Below are 17,558 nucleotides of genomic sequence, written 5' to 3'. Positions count from 1 at the left end.
GATAGTCGCATGTCCAGCATTGGTGTTCTGGCCCTTGGTCGACCCACATTCGATGTCGAATTCGCGCAGGAGCTGCTTGGCGAAGCGCGCGATGCCCTGACGGCCAGCGGCCATGAGATCATTGGCGGCGACACATTGTTGTTCGACGCTGATGCCACTGTATCTGCGCTGGACATGTTGAAATCACACAAGCTGGACCTTGTTCTGATCCTTCAGGTAACCTTTACCGATGCCAGCATGACGGTGCGGATTGCCAGTGAACTGAATGCACCTTTGGCGTTGTGGGCCTTTCCAGAACCACGTCTTGGCGGGCGGCTGCGATTGAACGCCTTTTGCGGCCTGAACCTTGCCGCACATGCTCTTGGCCTCAATGATACGGCGTTTTCCTATGCCTATTCCGCTCCCGGTGAAACAGATGTAAAAGCTTTGCTGGCTGATTTTCTGTCAGGAAACCGGCAAGCCTCCCCTCGCCTTGGTGGGGACGTCACGGTTGATACCGGCGCCGTTAACGCGGCCATTGCGCGTCTCAAGGGCAAGCGCATTGGCCGGATTGGTGAACGCCCGGACGGGTTCGATACGTGCCGCTACAACGCCAAAACCGTAGAGCATCTCACCGGCGTTAAGATTGATGAAATCGAGCTTGATGATCTGTTCCAGACGGCCCGCAAAGTGCCTGCGGAAGCGATTTCGGCCAGCCGGAATATCGTGTCCGATTTGGGCGGGCTTGCAGAAGTGGATCAGCCACAGCTGGATCGGTCACTGGCGTTGCATGGCGCTTTGCAGGACATGCAAAAGGGCAAGGATTACAGTGCTTTCGCCATTCGCTGCTGGCCGGAAACCTTCACGGAATATGGCGGCGCGGTCTGCGGCCCGGTTGGCATGATGGGGGAATCCAAGATTCCCTGTGCCTGCGAAGCTGATGTCTATGGCGCGCTTACCAACCTGCTGGTGCAGGAACTAACCGGATTGCCTCCGTTTCTGGTGGATCTGGTCGATCTGGATGAGGCCAGTGAAACCGGCGTTGTCTGGCATTGCGGACAGGCCCCCATATCCATGTGTGATCCGGAATTTGCGCCTCAGGCAAGCATTCACTCCAATCGAAAAATGCCGCTTCTGTTTGAATTTCCATTGAAGCCGGGACGGGTGACCCTTGCCCGTATTAGCCAGGCACGGGGCGAACAAAGCCTGTTTCTGGCCACCGGAGAGATGCAAACAGCACCACTGGCCTTTTCCGGTACCGCCGGCGTGATGCAATTTGATGCGGGCATCAAGAAAACACTGAAAGCAGTGATGGATGCCGGGCTGGAACACCACACGACCCTCGCCTATGGCGATCATGCGGGAACGCTGACGGCGGCTGCCAGTGCCCTCGGTCTTCCTGTGATTATGGCTTGAAAGAGAGCAAGATGAGCGCCCTTCCCCAAACGACCAAGATTGATGAAACCGTTCCCTTTGATATTCTCAATCCCAATTGGAGCGCGTGTCGCCAGACAGAAGTTCTGGGCGCGGCAAAAATTGTATCTCCCGGCCAACTGATCTTCGATACGACCGATGGCCCGTTCCACATAACGACGCTGGAAAATGGTGTCAGGCTAAATCTGGGGCCACATGACAAGCCGGATTATGGCATTCTGGATGGAAACCCGGTTCCCGTACCGGCAGAAATAAAACAAACCGACAGCGAAACCATAATCAGCTGGGGCTGGTTTACCTTGACCGTCCGCCACCAACCGATGGCGATTGATTTTCACAGATCGGACGGACCTATTCTGGAGTCGGCCCGTGATGGTCATTTCGTGCGTGAATTTCGTCTGCCGCCATTTGCGCGTGTCGACAAGGGTTGGCTTGTCAATTTCGATCTGACCAGCCAGGAACCAGTCTATGGACTTGGTGAAAAATGGGGCCCGCTGGATAAACGCGGTCAACTTGTCCATTCCTACACACATGACGCGCTGGGGGTTAACTCGGAGCGGTCCTACAAAAACTGTCCATTTGCGTGGTCTCCGGCAGGCTGGGGCATCTTTGTGCACACACCTGCGCCGGTGTTGCATGCCATTGGGTTTTCGCAATGGTCACACCGGGCCTATGGGTTGCTGGTGGAAGACGAAGCGCTTGATCTGTTTCTTATCTGCGGCAAAACCCCGGAGCGCATTCTGGAACGCTATACCCGGCTCACCGGTCGGCCCGCCATGCCGCCGCTCTGGAGCCTTGGGGCCATCCTTTCAAAAGCCTATTATCAGACACCAGCAGAATTTCTGGAAGCGGCCCGGACCGTCCGCACTTACGGGATGCCATGCGATACAATTACCTTTGATGGCCGTGCCTGGCAGGACACAGATACGCGGTTCCATTTTGATTTTGACCCGAAGCGGTTCGACGATCCCAAAGCGATTATCGACCAGGTCAAGGAGATGGGCTTCCATGTGTGTTGCTGGGAGTATCCGCTGGTCTCGGTCAACAGCCCTATCTATGATGAGTTGAGCGAAAAGGGCTATTTTCTCACCGACAGGCGCACGGATTTACCCTATCGCTATGAATGGGATATGGAGCCATTTGGTCAGGTGCTGACACCTTTGCCAGATTCAAGCCTCATCGACTTCACCAACCCCGCCGCCTATGATTGGTGGCGCGATCAGCACAAGGATCTGTTTGCGCTTGGCGTTGACATGATCAAGAGCGACTTTGGCGAACAGGTTGAGCTGGATTGCAAGGCCTTCAATGGCGATACGGGTCACAGACTGCATAATGTGTATCCGCTGCTGTATAATCGATGCGTTTACGAAGCCTCTGAAATGTACTCTCCTGAAGGCGCATGCCTTCTGGCGCGGGCCGGCTGGGCTGGTTCCCAGCGTTATCCGGCCCAGTGGGGCGGAGATCCGCAAGCCGACTGGGAAGGTTTGGCCGCTTCTCTGCGCGGCGGCCTGTCATGGGCCAATACCGGCGCGGCCTGTTATGCAACTGACATTGGTGGCTTCTACGGCGACACTCGGGATGCAGAATTGTTCGTGCGCTGGACTCAGGCCGCTGTCTTTTCGTCCCATATGCGCTTCCATGGTATCGGTGACCGGGCTCCCTGGTCCTATGGGGAACGCGCAGCAAATGCAGTTATGGCAGCCCTGAAGCTGCGCTACAGATTTCTGCCTTATCTGTGGCGCACTCTTCAGACAGCCTGTGAAACCGGCCTTCCCGTTCAGCGCCCCATGGCGGTTGCTTTTCCCGATGATCCTGCAGCTTGGAGCTTTGAGCTGCAATTCATGTTTGGCCCCGACATTCTGGTGTCTCCCATCGTGCGTTCGCAGGGTATTGGCAAGACCTATCTGCCTGCCGGCAACTGGCGCCATCTTGTGACGAATGAGCTTGTTGCGGGTGGACGGGTGATCAATCAGCAGCTTGATCTGGAAAGCATGGCCGTTTATGTGAAAGAAGGAGCAACCATTCCGTTTGGTCCTTCCGTGCAGCATACGGGCCAAATCGGGGATACTCCGCTGATTGAGGAAAGCTGCAAATATTGACACGCCCCACGCGCTAACGAGGCCTGGAATGAGATTTGCCGCCCATAGTCATCGTTTCGGCGCAGCAATTCTGGTTTTATTGTTCCTCACCATGTCTGCCTGGGCGCAGGGAACACGCCCGATTTCCACATTGCGTATAGGCGTGGTGGTGGGCGACAATCTGAATTACACATTGCAGCGGATGGAACCGTTTCGCCTCTATCTGGAATACAGGCTTGATCGCCGGGTCACCATTGAGGGAACCCACAGTTTCCAAAACCTGATGGAAGTGCATGCGCAGGGGCGCATTCACTATGCCATTTATTCAGCATCAGCCTATGCGAGGTCCTGGGCCTCTTGCCGCTGCCTGGAACCTTTGGCTGCTCCAAAATCCATTGGCGGTGGATACGGCATTTATTCCGTATTGCTGGTGGCTGCGGATACGCGCTTTCGGTCTCTGGATGATCTGAATAATCAGCGCGTTCTGTACACCTCGCCCTCAACGTTGGCAGGACATTTGATACCGGCCAGAGCCATGTCACTGCTCAGCGGCAAAGACCGTTTTGTTTTCGCTGATGCAGATATGGCCCGCAATGCCACTATCGGATTGGAGGCGCTCAAGTCTGGAAGCGCCAATGGGGTATTTGCCTGGGAAGGTGCCGAAGGCCCTCAGCGCGGGATGATCGCGTCTGCAGAAAAAAGAGGCCTTATCGAGCCTGGATTTGCACGCTCTGTCTGGCGATCAGACCTGTTACCACATGGACCACATGCGGTTTTGAAAGATCTTCCTGCCTCACTGATTGCCGATCTGCGGTCAGCTCTGATCGATCTGGATCCTTGGGATGATTCAGTGATATTGCGCGTTCGGAGTGCTGAGGCATCCAATGATAGCCAGCAGGCATTTGAGACCAGTTACACTGCGTCGGACATTCTGGATTCCATCGACAACATATTCGGAGGTGGTTTTTCTCCGGTCGATCATTATGACTATCTGCCCGTACTGAATGTGCTGGGGTGGGGCACCGAGAACACGGTACCCGCCTGGCCCTGAGACCCTTTGCCGCCGCAACCCTTTTGCCTTCCTGTGCTCTTTGAATTCCCGAATGTCTTTAAAGTCGGTGAACTCTATCCTGCCTTGCGCATGGAAGGTCCATCCGACGTCGATGAGGCTCCACCAAAGCCTGCCGCTCTGAAGGCAGGCAGTTGCATGACTATTTTGCCTTCAAGAGCGTTCGGGTCAAAAGACACCAGTTTCCCCCCAGCTTCCCCGAGTGCTTTCTGGAAGGCTTTGAAATTATATGTCCAATCCATAATCTCATCTTGTTGCTGCATCCGGGGCGCGCCTGGCTGTGGAATTTGTTCAATGCTGAACTCTGCCATTCGACCGCTAACAAGCCTTGATGAAATTTCAATCCGGGGTGAAATCTCACCACATTTGGAGAACAGGGCATTATAGGCCTGCCGGACAACAATGCGGACGATTTCAGCGTTACCGCTCACGGCCTCCAGAGCTTTATCATCAAAGTCATCGGGTCGATCGCCCATGTCCTCGTTTTCCTGATACCACTCATTGATCAGTCGTTCCATGCTGATAAAGACCGACTTATCACCGCCATCTTTGCTTTTGTCCGCAAATGGCTTGGACATGCTTGCAAGAGCTTCCAACTGTCGTTGTAACTGCAGGCTATGCCGCTTTACCTCCCGATTTGCACCTTCCAGCGCGTCAGCTTGCTGCTCCTTTGTCACAAGGCGTGTGAAAAATGTCGTCGCGTCTGCAAGTACCACCTGGATAGCAGCATTTTTTCGTGCTTCGGTTGAGGACATTGCCGTGATGTCAGCGAAGCAGATTTTACTGTTGCCCTTATCAGTCTGCACCAGGATTTGCCCCTGATAACTGCCATCTTCACTAGCCTGGCTGAGAGCTAATGGCGTGCCCTGCGTGTTTTCGGCAATGGTGGTAAACAGGAAGTCGAAGTCTTTCAGTTGAGCAGAGTTTTCCCGTTCAAAGAAATGTGCTGCGGCCTCATTGGCCTCGCTAAGGCGTCCATTGGCATTAAATTTCAGGATTGGGAAACCGGATTTGTGAAAGGCGTGCCTTAGCGGCGCCAATTCACTTTCACGCAGATAGTGCAGCCGCACGATCAGCGCATCAATGGCTCTGGCGGTCACACCAATTGAATCGCCTCGTCGCCATTTCAGGCGCGCAGCCGCGACATTCTTTGAGGCGGAGGCCGCTTTGATCGCGGCCTGCTGAAGATGCCTGTGTGGCCCCACTATCAATACCAGAAAGAGCAAGGCAACGGCCGTTGCGGCGGAAGCAGCAACATTCGCATCCCTGACCAAATGACTGGAAAGAGCGATTGTCTCATCCTGTTTTGATAAAGCATGACCGGGACCGGGAATACGCAGAATGAGCTGATAGGTGAATCCGGTCTCGATCTGTTCGAAAGAAACATCGAGGGTCTTGTCATCGGAATAATAGCGATATTTTTCGCCATTCAGCTGAACGTCTTGCCAGGTCAGAAATGGTTGGCGGCCAAAACTGGTCAGAACATCACCTGTCGGGCTGAGCACTTTTCCACCCAGAATGATATCATGCACGATGAACTGTTTTCCAAGCGCTGAAATCTGTTCGGCATCTAAAAAATCCTGAACCGCCGCGCCGGCCTGCAGGCCCAGCAGGACACGTTCAATCGAGGCATCAATGGTTGCTTTTGCCTTCTGCTCCTGAGTCAGGAAGTGCCATCCGGCAAGGCCACAGAAATAGACCAGGGCGACGGCAATCCATACCCTCAGGAACAAACGGATGGCGGGGAGAAACGCATGCAATTTGGGCGCAAAAGATTGAGAATCCTCAGGCTGAACCAGCCTTTCAGTCCTTGATTTCGGCTCACTAATTGTGGCGTTTGACGCCATGATGCACCAGTGGTGTTGATGTTACTAATCTACCAATGGTACCCACAATGTGTTGATAAACTATTTCATGAGTGGTTGGGCCACAGACTTCCGGGCATCCGGGCTTTTGGAATGTCAGGCCAGATGCTAGAGCCAATCCAGGATTTAACTCAGTGGACGCATTTATGACCGATAAATTTGCCTTTCAGACATTTGACCCCGGATTCACGGAAGCCACGGCTCCAGCACAATGCATACCGATTTATGTGCTAACTGCGGATAATGTGCTGTTCGAAGATGATCCATTTGAGGCAATAAGTCTGCGCGCAAAAAACTGGATCAAAGCATCGAACTTCGGTGCAGCGACTGGCGCAGTACTTCTTGTGCCGGATGATGAAGGTTTTCTATCCTGCGTTGTGCTTGGCGTTGGACCGACCGATACCGCGGATCAGGACCCTCTGATTGTCGGCGCATTACCACAGGCGCTGCCAGCCGGTGACTATCGGATTGCCTATGGAGAGAACATCACCCGTGATCGCGCCCGCGACGCATTAGCTTGGGCGATGGGATCCTACAAGTTCGACCGCTACAAGAAAATGGGTTCTGCTGAACCAAAATTATGCGTCGATCAGGATGTCACCAACCTGGACGAGGTAAGGGCACTTGCCCGCGCCACGGCTTTTGGCCGCGATCTGGTGAGCACTCCGGCCAATGATATGGGGCCGCAGGACATAGCGGATGCAGCGCAAGCGCTGGCCAGCGCTCATGATGTTCCCTGCAAAATTACAATTGGCGAAGACTTGCTGGCGGAAAATTTTCCGATGATCCACGCTGTTGGCCGTGCCAGCGAGCAAGCGCCAAGACTGGTTGACTTTTCCTGGGGTGCGACCAGCAATCCAAAAGTCACGCTTGTCGGCAAGGGGGTGGCTTTTGATTCTGGCGGCCTCGACATCAAGTCTGCGGCGGGCATGTTGTTGATGAAGAAAGACATGGGCGGAGCGGCCAATGTTCTGGCACTGGCATCTGCCATAATGGCGACCGATCTGCCGGTGCGATTGCGCGTTATCATCCCCTGTGTGGAAAATGCCATTTCCGGCTCTGCCTTCCGGCCAGGTGATGTTCTGACCAGCCGATCTGGCCGCACGGTTGAAATTGGCAACACGGATGCAGAAGGTCGGCTGATCCTGGCCGATGCATTGACCCTGGCCTGTGAAGATGAGCCTGACCTGATTGTTGATATGGCAACGCTGACTGGTGCTTCGCGGGTTGCGCTTGGCACTGATATTCCAAGCATGTTTTCGAACAATGATGCGTTCGCGGCAGATTTGCAGGCAACCGCGCTGGCAGAAGCAGACCCGCTGTGGCAACTGCCCTTATGGCAGCCCTATATGAAGTCACTCGACAGCAAGATCGCAGATATCAACCATATCTCCCCTGGTGGATATGGCGGTGCCATAACGGCTGCGCTGTTTCTGTCGACCTTTGTCTCCAATGAGACAAAGTGGGCTCATATTGATCTGATGGCCTATAATCTGACGACAAGGCCCGGCAAACCGGCTGGTGGCGAGACACAGGGAATGCGCGCATTATACGCGTGTCTGAAAAATCTTTACGCACAGGATCAATAAAGATACGGTTCCGAAACGAAACCTTGTTACGGACTGTATTTTAACCAATGCCTGTCAATCTGCGCCCAGCCCAAGCGCTCTATCTGTGGCACAAGGCCAATCTGGCCATGGTACTGGATGAGGAGCCCGATCTGTCTCAGCGGCAATGGGCTGTGCTGCTGTCGATCTATCTGGAGCCACCACCCCACACGGTGCGGGGCCTGGCGCGGAAACTGGATGTCACCAAACCTGTGATCACGCGGGCTCTTGATACAATGGGCGGCTGGGGCCTTGTCTCAAGACGCAGGGACCCGGAAGACCGACGCAATGTGGTGATCCAGCGTACAGTTGAGGGATCATTGTTTCTGGAACGTGCCGGCGATGTTATTGCCCGAATGGCAGAAGAGGTGCCCCGATGAGTGATATGTCTACACTGGATCGCAGGCTGCACGCCTTTCGCGATGATTTGGCGGATGAACGGCTTAAGGATCGCGTCGATGCCGCCAACTATGTAGCGGGCACAGCGTTCATTGTCAGTACGCCGACGGCGCCCATCCACAGAACAGCTGATTCCACATCAACGATGGAAACCGAAGCTTTGATGGGGGAAACCTTCACGGTCTTCGATCAAAGCGGTGATTGGTGCTGGGGGCAATTACAGAGCGATAATTATGTCGGCTATATGCCGGCCAGCAATCTTATATCCAAAGACCGCGCCGTTGCCGCCAATGCGCAGATTGTGGTGCAGCGCAGCTTTGTCTATCCGAAAGCCGAACTGCGTGATCCGCCCCTGATGCAGCTGTCCATGTGCGCTCAACTGCGTACAACTGGAACCGCCGAAACACGCGGCACGCAATATCAGCTGGTCACCTTGCCGGATGGAATTGAGGGCGCTGTAATTGCGCGCCATGTTCAGCCACTGGACACGCGTAACCCGGACTGGGTTTCCTATGCTGAGCAATTTCTCCATGTGCCTTACCTTTGGGGCGGGCGGTCCAGCATCGGGCTTGATTGTTCTGCTCTTGTGCAAATAGCCCGGCAGACCTCTGGTAAAAGCGCCTTACGGGATTCCGATATGCAAGGTAAAATGGGGCGTGAGCTGGAACTCACGGCAAATTTTTCGGGTCTACAGCGCGGCGATCTGATTTTCTGGCCCGGCCATGTTGCCATCATGTTGGACGCAACCAATATCATTCATACCAACGGGTTTCATATGGCAACGGCCATTGAGCCTCTGGCGCAGGCGGAAGCGCGGATCGCGGCCCATTACGGAAAAATAAGCCATGCAATGCGGCCGGATTAAACCCGGAAACAGCTCGGTTTTGTCAGATATGTTTGCAGCCCGGACCGAAATGACTACATAGGTCACCTACGAACATGTGGTAGCGGATGCGATGCGCCTGTCCGCGCCTGGATCGGCTCAATGAAATGGAGCATTTATGAGTAAGTCAGACGCCATGCCCTTATGGCATGGGACAACCATTTTGACCGTTCGCAAGGGCGGCAAGGTTGTGATTGCGGGCGATGGTCAGGTCAGCCTTGGTCAGACCGTGATCAAGCACAACGCCAAAAAAGTCCGGCCACTTGGTCGCGGTCAGGTTATCGCCGGATTTGCGGGAGCAACGGCAGATGCGTTCACGCTGTTTGAACGGCTGGAAGCCAAGCTGGAGCAGTATCCTGATCAGCTGACCCGCGCCTGTGTCGATCTGGCCAAGGATTGGCGGACAGACCGCTATCTGCGCCGGCTGGAAGCCATGATGCTGGTGGCCGATAAATCCGTTTCTCTGGTTCTGACCGGGACCGGCGATGTGCTGGAACCACCAGCCGGCGTCATGGGCATCGGCTCTGGCGGCAATTATGCGCTGTCTGCTGCAAAAGCACTGATTGACATGGATTTGACTGCCGAAGAGATAGCTCGCAAATCCATGGCAATTGCCGCCGATATCTGCGTTTACACCAATGATCAGGTCGTCGTGGAAAGCCTCGACAGCGAGTAAACCGGCCAAGATGACTCATCAGATTGATCTTCCTGCAGCGGTGAAAGCCGGGATTATCAGCCCCGATCAGGCGGCTGATCTGGTTGCGTTCGGCAATCGCGATCTGCTGAAAACCGTAGCGGACACCAGCCGGGCAACAGATGACCGTGAATCTTTTCGGTTGATTGGCGGCTTCAACGATATTTTTGTCACCATCGGAATCGTTCTGTTGCTGACCGGGCTGGCGTTTTCACTCGGCTCGGTCATGAACCAGTCAATGGTGGCCCAGTTCGCCATTATGGGCGCTGTGATCTGGTTGCTTGCAGAATATATCAGCCGCATCAAGCGAATGAAGCTGCCCAGCACGGTGCTGGCCCTTGGCTTTCTTGTTTGCATTGGTGGCCTGCTGCAGATCTGGCTGGATCAACGGTTCGACTTTGCCGAACCTGACAATGCGCTGGCAGCACTGGTGTTGCTGGATCAGGGCCAGACTGCCGGTCTTATTGGTTTTTCGGCAATTCTGGCGGTATCTGCCATCTATTTCTGGCGGTTCCGTGTGCCTGTGGAAGCGGCCATCATAGCGCTGGCCGCAACCGGTCTTGTCACTGTAGGCGCCAGCGAATTGTTCATGGATGAAGTTGCGCAGGGTCAGGTTCGGCTTTCCAGTGCGACAGATGTGTTGCAGTTGCTCCAGCGTTTGCTGGTCTTGCCCCTGATCTGTGGTCTGGTGATTTTTGCCACAGGCATCTATCTGGATTTCAAGGACCGCAATCGTCTTACAACCATGTCTGATGCAGCCTTCTGGCTTCATCTGATATCTGCACCGATGATTGTCCATCCCCTGTTTATTCTGTCCAGCGGTCAGGATGTCGGCTTTGGTTCCATTGAGCCCGGGACCACAGCAACCGTTGGTCTTGTTGCCCTGATGGTGATCATCGTTCTGATTTCACTGGCGATTGACCGTCGCGCTTTGCTGATCCCCACACTCACCTATTTCGGTGCCCTGGGCATTTATCGCATCGTTGAAAATGCGTCCGACAATACGGGCATCCCGCCATTTGCATTGGTGCTGCTGGTGATTGGCGCACTGATCATCATATTCGGCATGGGCTGGCAGCGTATCCGGCACATGGTCATTGGCACGGTGTTGCCCAATCGGTGGTTGGCTGCATTGCCACCAATCAAAATTTAAGGTGCGGGGGAATGTCGACTATTGCTCCGTCATTCTCGTTCCAACCTGTGGCAGAATCTGCATTTCCCATGTTGCAGAAATGGCTGAGCACACCACATGTTCGCTTGTGGTTGGGGGGGAACCCGAGCATGAAATTGAATTGATGCGGCAATCCATGACGCATCCGTTTGAACAGGGATTTGTTGTATCGGCAGATAAACAGAAATTTGGCTATATCCAGAAATGGCGGCCGACAGACTATGCGGACGAAGAGCCATGGGCTGCGGATTTGCCAAAAGATAGCGTTGGAATTGATACGTTTATTGGTGACACCACTATGATAGGCAAAGGGCTTGGTACCGCAATGGTACACGCCTTTTGTGCAAAGCTCTTTGATGAGGGTGCCGACTATCTGGTGATCGACCCGGACGCCAAAAACACGAATGCTGTCAAAGCCTACGGAAAAGCAGGATTTGAAGACCTGCTGGATTACACGACGCCAACAGGCGTGACACATTTGATGGACCTAACAAGAAGCCGTTTTCAGAGGACTTTATGAGTAATTTTTCTCCACGTGAGATCGTTTCCGAACTTGATCGCCACATCATCGGGCAAAAAGATGCCAAGCGTGCGGTGGCCGTTGCGCTGCGTAATCGCTGGCGCCGTATGCAGTTGGAAGGGGTCATGCGCGAAGAAGTGCTGCCCAAGAACATATTGATGATCGGGCCGACAGGCGTCGGTAAAACCGAAATTGCCCGCCGTCTGGCGAAGCTTGCCAATGCGCCCTTCATCAAGATCGAAGCCACCAAATTTACAGAGGTCGGCTATGTGGGCCGTGATGTGGAACAGATCATCCGCGATCTGATCGAAGTTGCGATTGCGCAAACACGGGAAAAAAGCCGCAAAACGGTCGAAGCCAAAGCGCATCTGCAAGCTGAAGAACGCGTGCTGGATGCTCTGGTGGGTGATACGGCCAGCCCGTCAACGCGTGAATCTTTCCGCAAAAAATTGCGTGATGGCAGCATGGATGACAAGGAAATCGAGATCGAGTTGCGTGACACGTCCAACCCACTTGGTGGCATGGACATTCCGGGCATGCCCGGCGGCAGTGTCGGTGTCATGAACCTCAATGATCTGTTCGGCAAAGCCATGGGCGGGCGCACAAAAAAGCGCCGGGTGAATGTGCGGGACAGCTATGGTCTGCTGCTGAGCGAAGAAGCCGACAAGATGCTTGATGAAGAGAAGGTCGTGACCGATGCCATCTCAACGGTGGAAAATGACGGCATCGTATTTCTAGACGAGATCGACAAAATCTGCGCGCGAGCGGATCGTGGCGGTGCGGACGTCTCCCGTGAAGGCGTTCAACGTGACCTGCTGCCCCTGATTGAGGGCACAACAGTTGCAACAAAGCACGGGCCAATCAAGACAGATCATATTCTGTTCATTGCATCCGGCGCCTTTCACGTGGCCAAACCGTCAGACCTTTTGCCGGAGCTGCAGGGTCGTCTGCCCATTCGTGTTGAATTGCGCGCTCTGGAACAGAACGACTTTGAGCGTATTCTGACAGAAACCGAAGCCAGCCTGATCAAACAGTATAAAGCGCTGTTGGCGACGGAAGACGTCACGCTTGAATTTACCGATGATTCCATAACGGAAATTGCGCGTTTGGCGGTTCAGATCAACGCATCGGTGGAGAATATCGGAGCCAGACGGTTGCAGACAATTTTAGAGAAGCTGCTTGAAGAAATCAGCTTCACAGCAACCGACCGGGGTGGTGAAACCATTGAGATCAACGCCGAACTGGTGCGCGAAAATGTGGCCGAACTGGCAAAGGATACTGACCTTAGCCGGTTTATTCTATAGCCGGTATATTCATGCAGGTTAGTGCGCTGGCCTTAAGGGTCTGTCCTTGACAGACAGGCCCTTTAATCTGAAAAGCGACAGCATGGCTATACATCTAAAAAACCTCCCGCTTATTGATATCAATGCGCTGAACAAACAGTTGAACAGCATTGTTGCAGAAAATGGCGGCAAGGCTGACGCAAATGAGGTGCGCAACAAGGTTCTTGCTACTCTGAAGGAGACCTATCGAACCGGCTGCGAAGTTGCCAAGGCTGAATTGAATGAGAATGGCAGTGGCACGGCCTGTGCCAAACGCCTTTCAGACATGCAGGATCTGTTGATGCGCTGCATTCTGGAATTCGCTCTGGGTCATGTTTTCCCCACCGGTTCACCTTCCATGGCAGAAAAACTGTCTGTTGTGGCTGTCGGTGGTTATGGACGCGGCACTCTGGCACCGGGGTCCGATATCGATCTGCTGTTCGTACTGCCCTACAAGCAGACGCCCTGGGGCGAAAGCGTTGTTGAATATCTGCTGTATCTGTTGTGGGATATGGGTTTCAAGGTTGGCCATGCCACCCGCAACATTGATGAATGTGTCCGCCTTTCCAAAACAGACATAACAATCCGCACCTCCATACTGGAAGCCCGCCATGTGTGCGGCGACCGCTCCCTGTTTGACGAGTTGGAACAGCGTTTTGAAAAGGAAGTGGTGCGCGGCACCGCAAGAGAATTCATTGCAGCCAAGCTGGAAGAGCGGGACGACCGCCACAAACGGTCTGGCGCGTCACGTTACCGGGTTGAGCCGAATATCAAGGAAGGCAAGGGCGGGCTTCGTGATCTGCACACCCTGTTCTGGATCGCCAAATATTTCTACGGGGCTTCCAAAACGGATGAGTTGATCAAGCTCGGCGTTTTTACCCGTAAGGAACACAATCGTTTTCTGAAATGTGAAGACTTCCTGTGGGCTGTGCGCTGCCATCTGCATTTCCTGACCGGTCGGCCCGAAGAACGCCTGTCTTTCGATGTTCAGGCAGAACTGGCACGGCGGCTTGGCTATCAGGAACATGGCGGTCTGGTAGCCGTTGAGCGCTTCATGAAGCACTATTTCCTGATTGCCAAGGATGTGGGCGATCTGACCCGTATTTTCTGCGCTGAGCTGGAAGAGGCCAATGCAAAGGATACACCCGATCTCAATCGGCTGTTTCTCAACCTCACCGGCCGCCGCAGGCGCAAAATTCGTGGCACGACAGATTTTGTTCTGGAGACAAAGCGAATTGCTGCGGCAGATGACACGATCTTCGAGCGCAATCCGGTCAATCTGATACGTCTGTTCTGGCTGGCTGGTAAACACAATCTGGCCTTTCATCCAGATACAATCCAACTGGTGCGCAGATCCCTGAAGTTCATCACCAAGCGGCTGCGCGAAGACCCGGAAGCCAACCGATTGTTTCTGGATATTCTGACGAGCAAAAATCAGCCAGAGATCGTTTTGCGACGCATGAATGAGGCCGGGGTTCTGGGCCGCTTCGTCCCTGATTTCGGGCGCGTCGTGGCGATGATGCAATTCAATATGTATCATCACTTTACCGTTGATGAGCATTTGTTGCGATCCATCGGCATTCTGTCTGAAATCGAACGCGGGGATTTGGAAGCAGAACACCCGCTGGCCAATGAGATTTTCCCTGAAATCAAGGATCGCGTCGTCCTTTACGTCGCTCTTTTCCTGCATGACATTGCCAAGGGGCGTAAGGAAGACCACTCAATTGCCGGTGCCAAGGTTGCTCGTAAACTGTGCCCCCGCTTTGGCCTGACCACAGCGCAAACCGAACTGGTGGCCTGGCTGATTGAAGAGCATTTGACCATGTCGTCCATTGCCCAGTCGCGCGATCTGGCCGACCGCAAGACAATTCAGGATTTTCATGCGCTGGTGCAAACGACCGAGCGCATGAAAATGCTGCTTATCCTGACTGTCTGCGATATTAAAGCTGTTGGTCCCGGTGTCTGGAATGGCTGGAAAGGCCAGCTTCTGCGCACGCTTTATTATGAAACCGAGCCGCTGCTCACCGGTGGCTTTACTCAGGTTGCCCAAAGCGAGCGCGTCAATCGCGCCAAACAGCAATTGTCCCAGGTGCTGATGGAAGAACAACGCGGCGACGAAAAAGTCTGGAGCCAACGCCAGGTCAAAACCTATCAGAAACTCCATTATTCGGCCTACTGGATGCGGGTTGATCCGGAGGCAATGGCCCGCCATGCGCGTTTCATCAATGATGCCGAAGCGGAAAAGCGGACTTTTGCGACCACCGTTCATACGAAATCATTTGAAGAAATCACCGAAATAACCGTCTATGCGCCGGACCATCCCAGATTGCTGGCCTATGTGACCGGAGCCTGCGCCGTTGCCGGCGCAAACATTGTTGACGCACAGATTTTCACGACCACCAATGGCAAGGCGCTGGATTCCATTTTCATCAACCGGGAATTCAATGATGATGCCGATGAATTGCGCCGCGGCGCGCGCATTGGCGATCTCATTCAAGAGGTGCTGAACGGATCGTTGCATCTGCCAGGTGTGCTGGCCACAAAAAGCAAGAAGACGCGCCGTCAGAAAGCGTTTTCGCTCGATCCTGAGGTCTCGATTGACAACACGGTTTCCAATCTGTTTTCGGTCATCGAAGTCTCGGGTCTCGATCGGCTTGGTCTGCTGTATGATCTGACGACAGCTTTGGCTGATCTTAATCTGGACATTGCCTCAGCTCATATTGCGACTTTTGGAGAGCGGGCACTGGATGGGTTTTACGTGACGGATCTGATGGGTGAGAAGATTACCGGTCCTGCCAAACACAAAGCAATCAAGGAACGGTTGATGCGGATTTTCACGACAAAGCCCGGCACCGCCGGTCATGTGCCGAACAAAAGCAAACGCAACACAGCGCCGATGAACAAAAAGAGCCTGACCGTGTGAAACTCTTTTCCAATTTCTTCACTGTCGGTTTTGCAACGCTTTTAAGTCGTATACTTGGCTATGTGCGTGATCTTCTTATGGCGGCCTTTGTGGGCACCGGTCCGGTTGCAGATGCCTTTCTGGTGGCATTTCGGCTGCCAAACCTGTTTCGCAGATTGTTTGCTGAAGGTGCATTCAACGCAGCCTTTGTGCCATTGTTTGCGCGCTCTCTGGAAGAGGGCGAGGCGGAGAAGAACCCCGACAAGGCCAGCAATTTCGCCAGCGAAATTCTGGCTGTGTTTCTATTCACTCTGCTGCTGCTGACAGCGCTTGCAGAAATTGCGACCCCCTTTTTCGTATCCGTTCTTGCGCCCGGTTTCCTGGATGACGCCGTCAAATTCGAACTGGCAGTTTGGCTGACACGCATCACCTTTCCCTATTTGTTGTGCATGTCGCTGATTGCGATGCTGAGCGGCATGCTCAACACGTTCGGTCATTTTCGTGCGGCAGCCTACGGCCCCATCCTTTTGAACGTCATCATGGTTGGCGTGCTGGCTGTCATTGGTTTGCGGGGCTTTGGCGACACACCTATTTCCGGTTACTGGCTGGCATGGGGCGTTTTCGTAGCCGGGTTTGTGCAGTTGGGCGTGCTGTACTGGATGTTTCGGAGAACCAAATTCAATCTTCGGCTCAAACGACCGCGCCTGACAAAATCCGTCAAGCGCCTGCTGGCGCTGGGTGTTCCGGGTGTCATTGCCGGGGGTATTACCCAGATCAACATTCTTGTTGGCACCATCATCGCCTCCACTCAGGATAGTGCGGTGTCATTTCTGTATTACGCTGATCGGCTTTATCAGTTTCCGCTGGGCATCGTTGGTATTGCCATGGGCGTGGTTCTGCTGCCGGTCCTGTCGCGGCACATAAGACGCGATGAGCTGCAGATTGCCAGCGACACCCAGAACCGTGCAATGGAACTGGCGCTGGCATTGACCCTGCCCGCAGCGATGGCTCTGTTTCTGGTGCCGGATGCGGTTATCCGGTTAATGTTCGAGCGCGGAAATTTCACACCGGAAGCGACCATTCAAACCGGTGCTGCCCTGGCCGCTTTTGCCTGGGGCCTGCCGGCTTTTGTGCTGATCAAGGTCTTTTCTCCAGGTTATTTTGCCCGTGAAGATACCAAGACGCCGATGTATTTTGCAGGCGTTGGGGTTGCCGTGAATGTCGCCTTTTCCCTAGCGCTGTTCCCTTTGTTTCAGCATGTCGGAATTGCCATTGCCACCTCCATCGCCGGTTGGGCCAATGCGTGCTGCCTTGGGTTCATGCTGTGGAAACGCGGTCACTTCATCTGGGATGACAGCCTGCATCGCCGGGTACCGCGTCTGGTGCTGGCAACGCTTCTGACAGGTGCCTGGATTTACTATGGCGCCAACTGGTTAAACCCGTTTCTGACCGATGCTGCCTTCCTGGTGAAATTCTTTGGCATGGGGGTTCTGGGCACTGTCAGCCTCGCCATCTTCGGCCTGGTGTGTCAGTTGACCGGCGTCTTCAATGCCTTGACCATTGCACAACGGATACGGAGCCGCTCGAAAGGTTGAGTCTTGCCAGCACCGCCCCGCTTCGTCATAAGAGCGCAGC

The 17,558-nt window shown here is 54.1% G+C and carries 13 protein-coding genes; 12 read left to right on the top strand and 1 reads right to left on the bottom strand.

What is annotated here, in order from left to right:
• The first annotated feature begins 9 nt into the window (after positions 1–9).
• From RAL91_RS06015 to RAL91_RS06005, 3 genes are read left to right on the top strand one after another with little or no spacing between them, the layout of a single operon-like run.
• Positions 10–1,395 (top strand): L-fucose/L-arabinose isomerase family protein, encoded by a 1,386-nt coding sequence (locus tag RAL91_RS06015; protein WP_306260561.1) that lies wholly within the window; start codon positions 10–12, stop codon positions 1,393–1,395.
• Positions 1,396–1,406: 11 nt separating this feature from the next.
• Positions 1,407–3,512 carry a TIM-barrel domain-containing protein gene (locus tag RAL91_RS06010; protein WP_306260560.1) on the top strand — a complete coding sequence of 702 codons (2,106 nt, stop codon included), beginning with the start codon at positions 1,407–1,409 and terminating at the stop codon, positions 3,510–3,512.
• A gap of 28 nt (positions 3,513–3,540) precedes the next feature.
• A complete protein-coding gene (locus RAL91_RS06005; protein WP_306260558.1) occupies positions 3,541–4,542 on the top strand; it encodes a PhnD/SsuA/transferrin family substrate-binding protein in 1,002 nt (333 codons plus the stop codon).
• 74 nt (positions 4,543–4,616) lie between these two features.
• Here the strand turns inward: RAL91_RS06005 and RAL91_RS06000 are convergent, their stop codons facing one another.
• On the bottom strand, positions 4,617–6,320 hold the full coding sequence (locus tag RAL91_RS06000; protein ID WP_306260556.1) for a hypothetical protein: 1,704 nt from the start codon (positions 6,318–6,320) through the stop codon (positions 4,617–4,619).
• Between the two features lie 251 nt (positions 6,321–6,571).
• Here RAL91_RS06000 and RAL91_RS05995 point away from each other — a divergent pair, with 251 nt between their 5' ends.
• From RAL91_RS05995 to murJ, 9 genes are all read left to right on the top strand, one after another.
• On the top strand, positions 6,572–8,014 hold the full coding sequence (locus RAL91_RS05995) for a M17 family metallopeptidase (RefSeq protein ID WP_306260554.1): 1,443 nt from the start codon (positions 6,572–6,574) through the stop codon (positions 8,012–8,014).
• A gap of 47 nt (positions 8,015–8,061) precedes the next feature.
• Positions 8,062–8,412: a MarR family transcriptional regulator gene (locus tag RAL91_RS05990; protein WP_306260552.1), complete on the top strand. Its 351-nt coding sequence runs from the start codon at positions 8,062–8,064 to the stop codon at positions 8,410–8,412.
• Positions 8,409–9,296 carry an NlpC/P60 family protein gene (locus RAL91_RS05985; protein ID WP_306260550.1) on the top strand — a complete coding sequence of 296 codons (888 nt, stop codon included), beginning with the start codon at positions 8,409–8,411 and terminating at the stop codon, positions 9,294–9,296. Before RAL91_RS05990 ends, RAL91_RS05985 begins: the two co-directional genes overlap by 4 nt.
• A gap of 136 nt (positions 9,297–9,432) precedes the next feature.
• A complete protein-coding gene (hslV, locus tag RAL91_RS05980; RefSeq protein WP_306260548.1) occupies positions 9,433–9,990 on the top strand; it encodes an ATP-dependent protease subunit HslV in 558 nt (185 codons plus the stop codon).
• A 10-nt stretch (positions 9,991–10,000) separates the two neighbouring features.
• Complete coding sequence (locus RAL91_RS05975) at positions 10,001–11,161, top strand: hypothetical protein (protein WP_306260546.1); 1,161 nt, start codon at positions 10,001–10,003, stop codon at positions 11,159–11,161.
• A gap of 79 nt (positions 11,162–11,240) precedes the next feature.
• On the top strand, positions 11,241–11,699 hold the full coding sequence (locus RAL91_RS05970) for a GNAT family N-acetyltransferase (protein ID WP_306260544.1): 459 nt from the start codon (positions 11,241–11,243) through the stop codon (positions 11,697–11,699).
• Positions 11,696–13,003 (top strand): ATP-dependent protease ATPase subunit HslU, encoded by a 1,308-nt coding sequence (gene hslU / locus RAL91_RS05965; protein WP_306260542.1) that lies wholly within the window; start codon positions 11,696–11,698, stop codon positions 13,001–13,003. The genes RAL91_RS05970 and hslU overlap by 4 nt, the downstream gene beginning before the upstream one ends.
• Positions 13,004–13,085: 82 nt before the next feature.
• Positions 13,086–15,944, top strand: a complete 2,859-nt coding sequence (locus tag RAL91_RS05960; RefSeq protein WP_306260540.1) for a [protein-PII] uridylyltransferase — start codon at positions 13,086–13,088, stop codon at positions 15,942–15,944.
• Positions 15,941–17,518 carry a murein biosynthesis integral membrane protein MurJ gene (gene murJ / locus RAL91_RS05955; RefSeq protein ID WP_306260538.1) on the top strand — a complete coding sequence of 526 codons (1,578 nt, stop codon included), beginning with the start codon at positions 15,941–15,943 and terminating at the stop codon, positions 17,516–17,518. Before RAL91_RS05960 ends, murJ begins: the two co-directional genes overlap by 4 nt.
• Positions 17,519–17,558 lie beyond the last annotated feature (40 nt).

The organism is Pararhizobium sp. IMCC21322 (assembly GCF_030758295.1).
In the GTDB taxonomy this organism is placed as follows: Bacteria; Pseudomonadota; Alphaproteobacteria; order Rhizobiales.
Note: the sequence above shows the minus strand (reverse complement) of the source record. Positions and strands in the feature narration are given on the sequence as shown.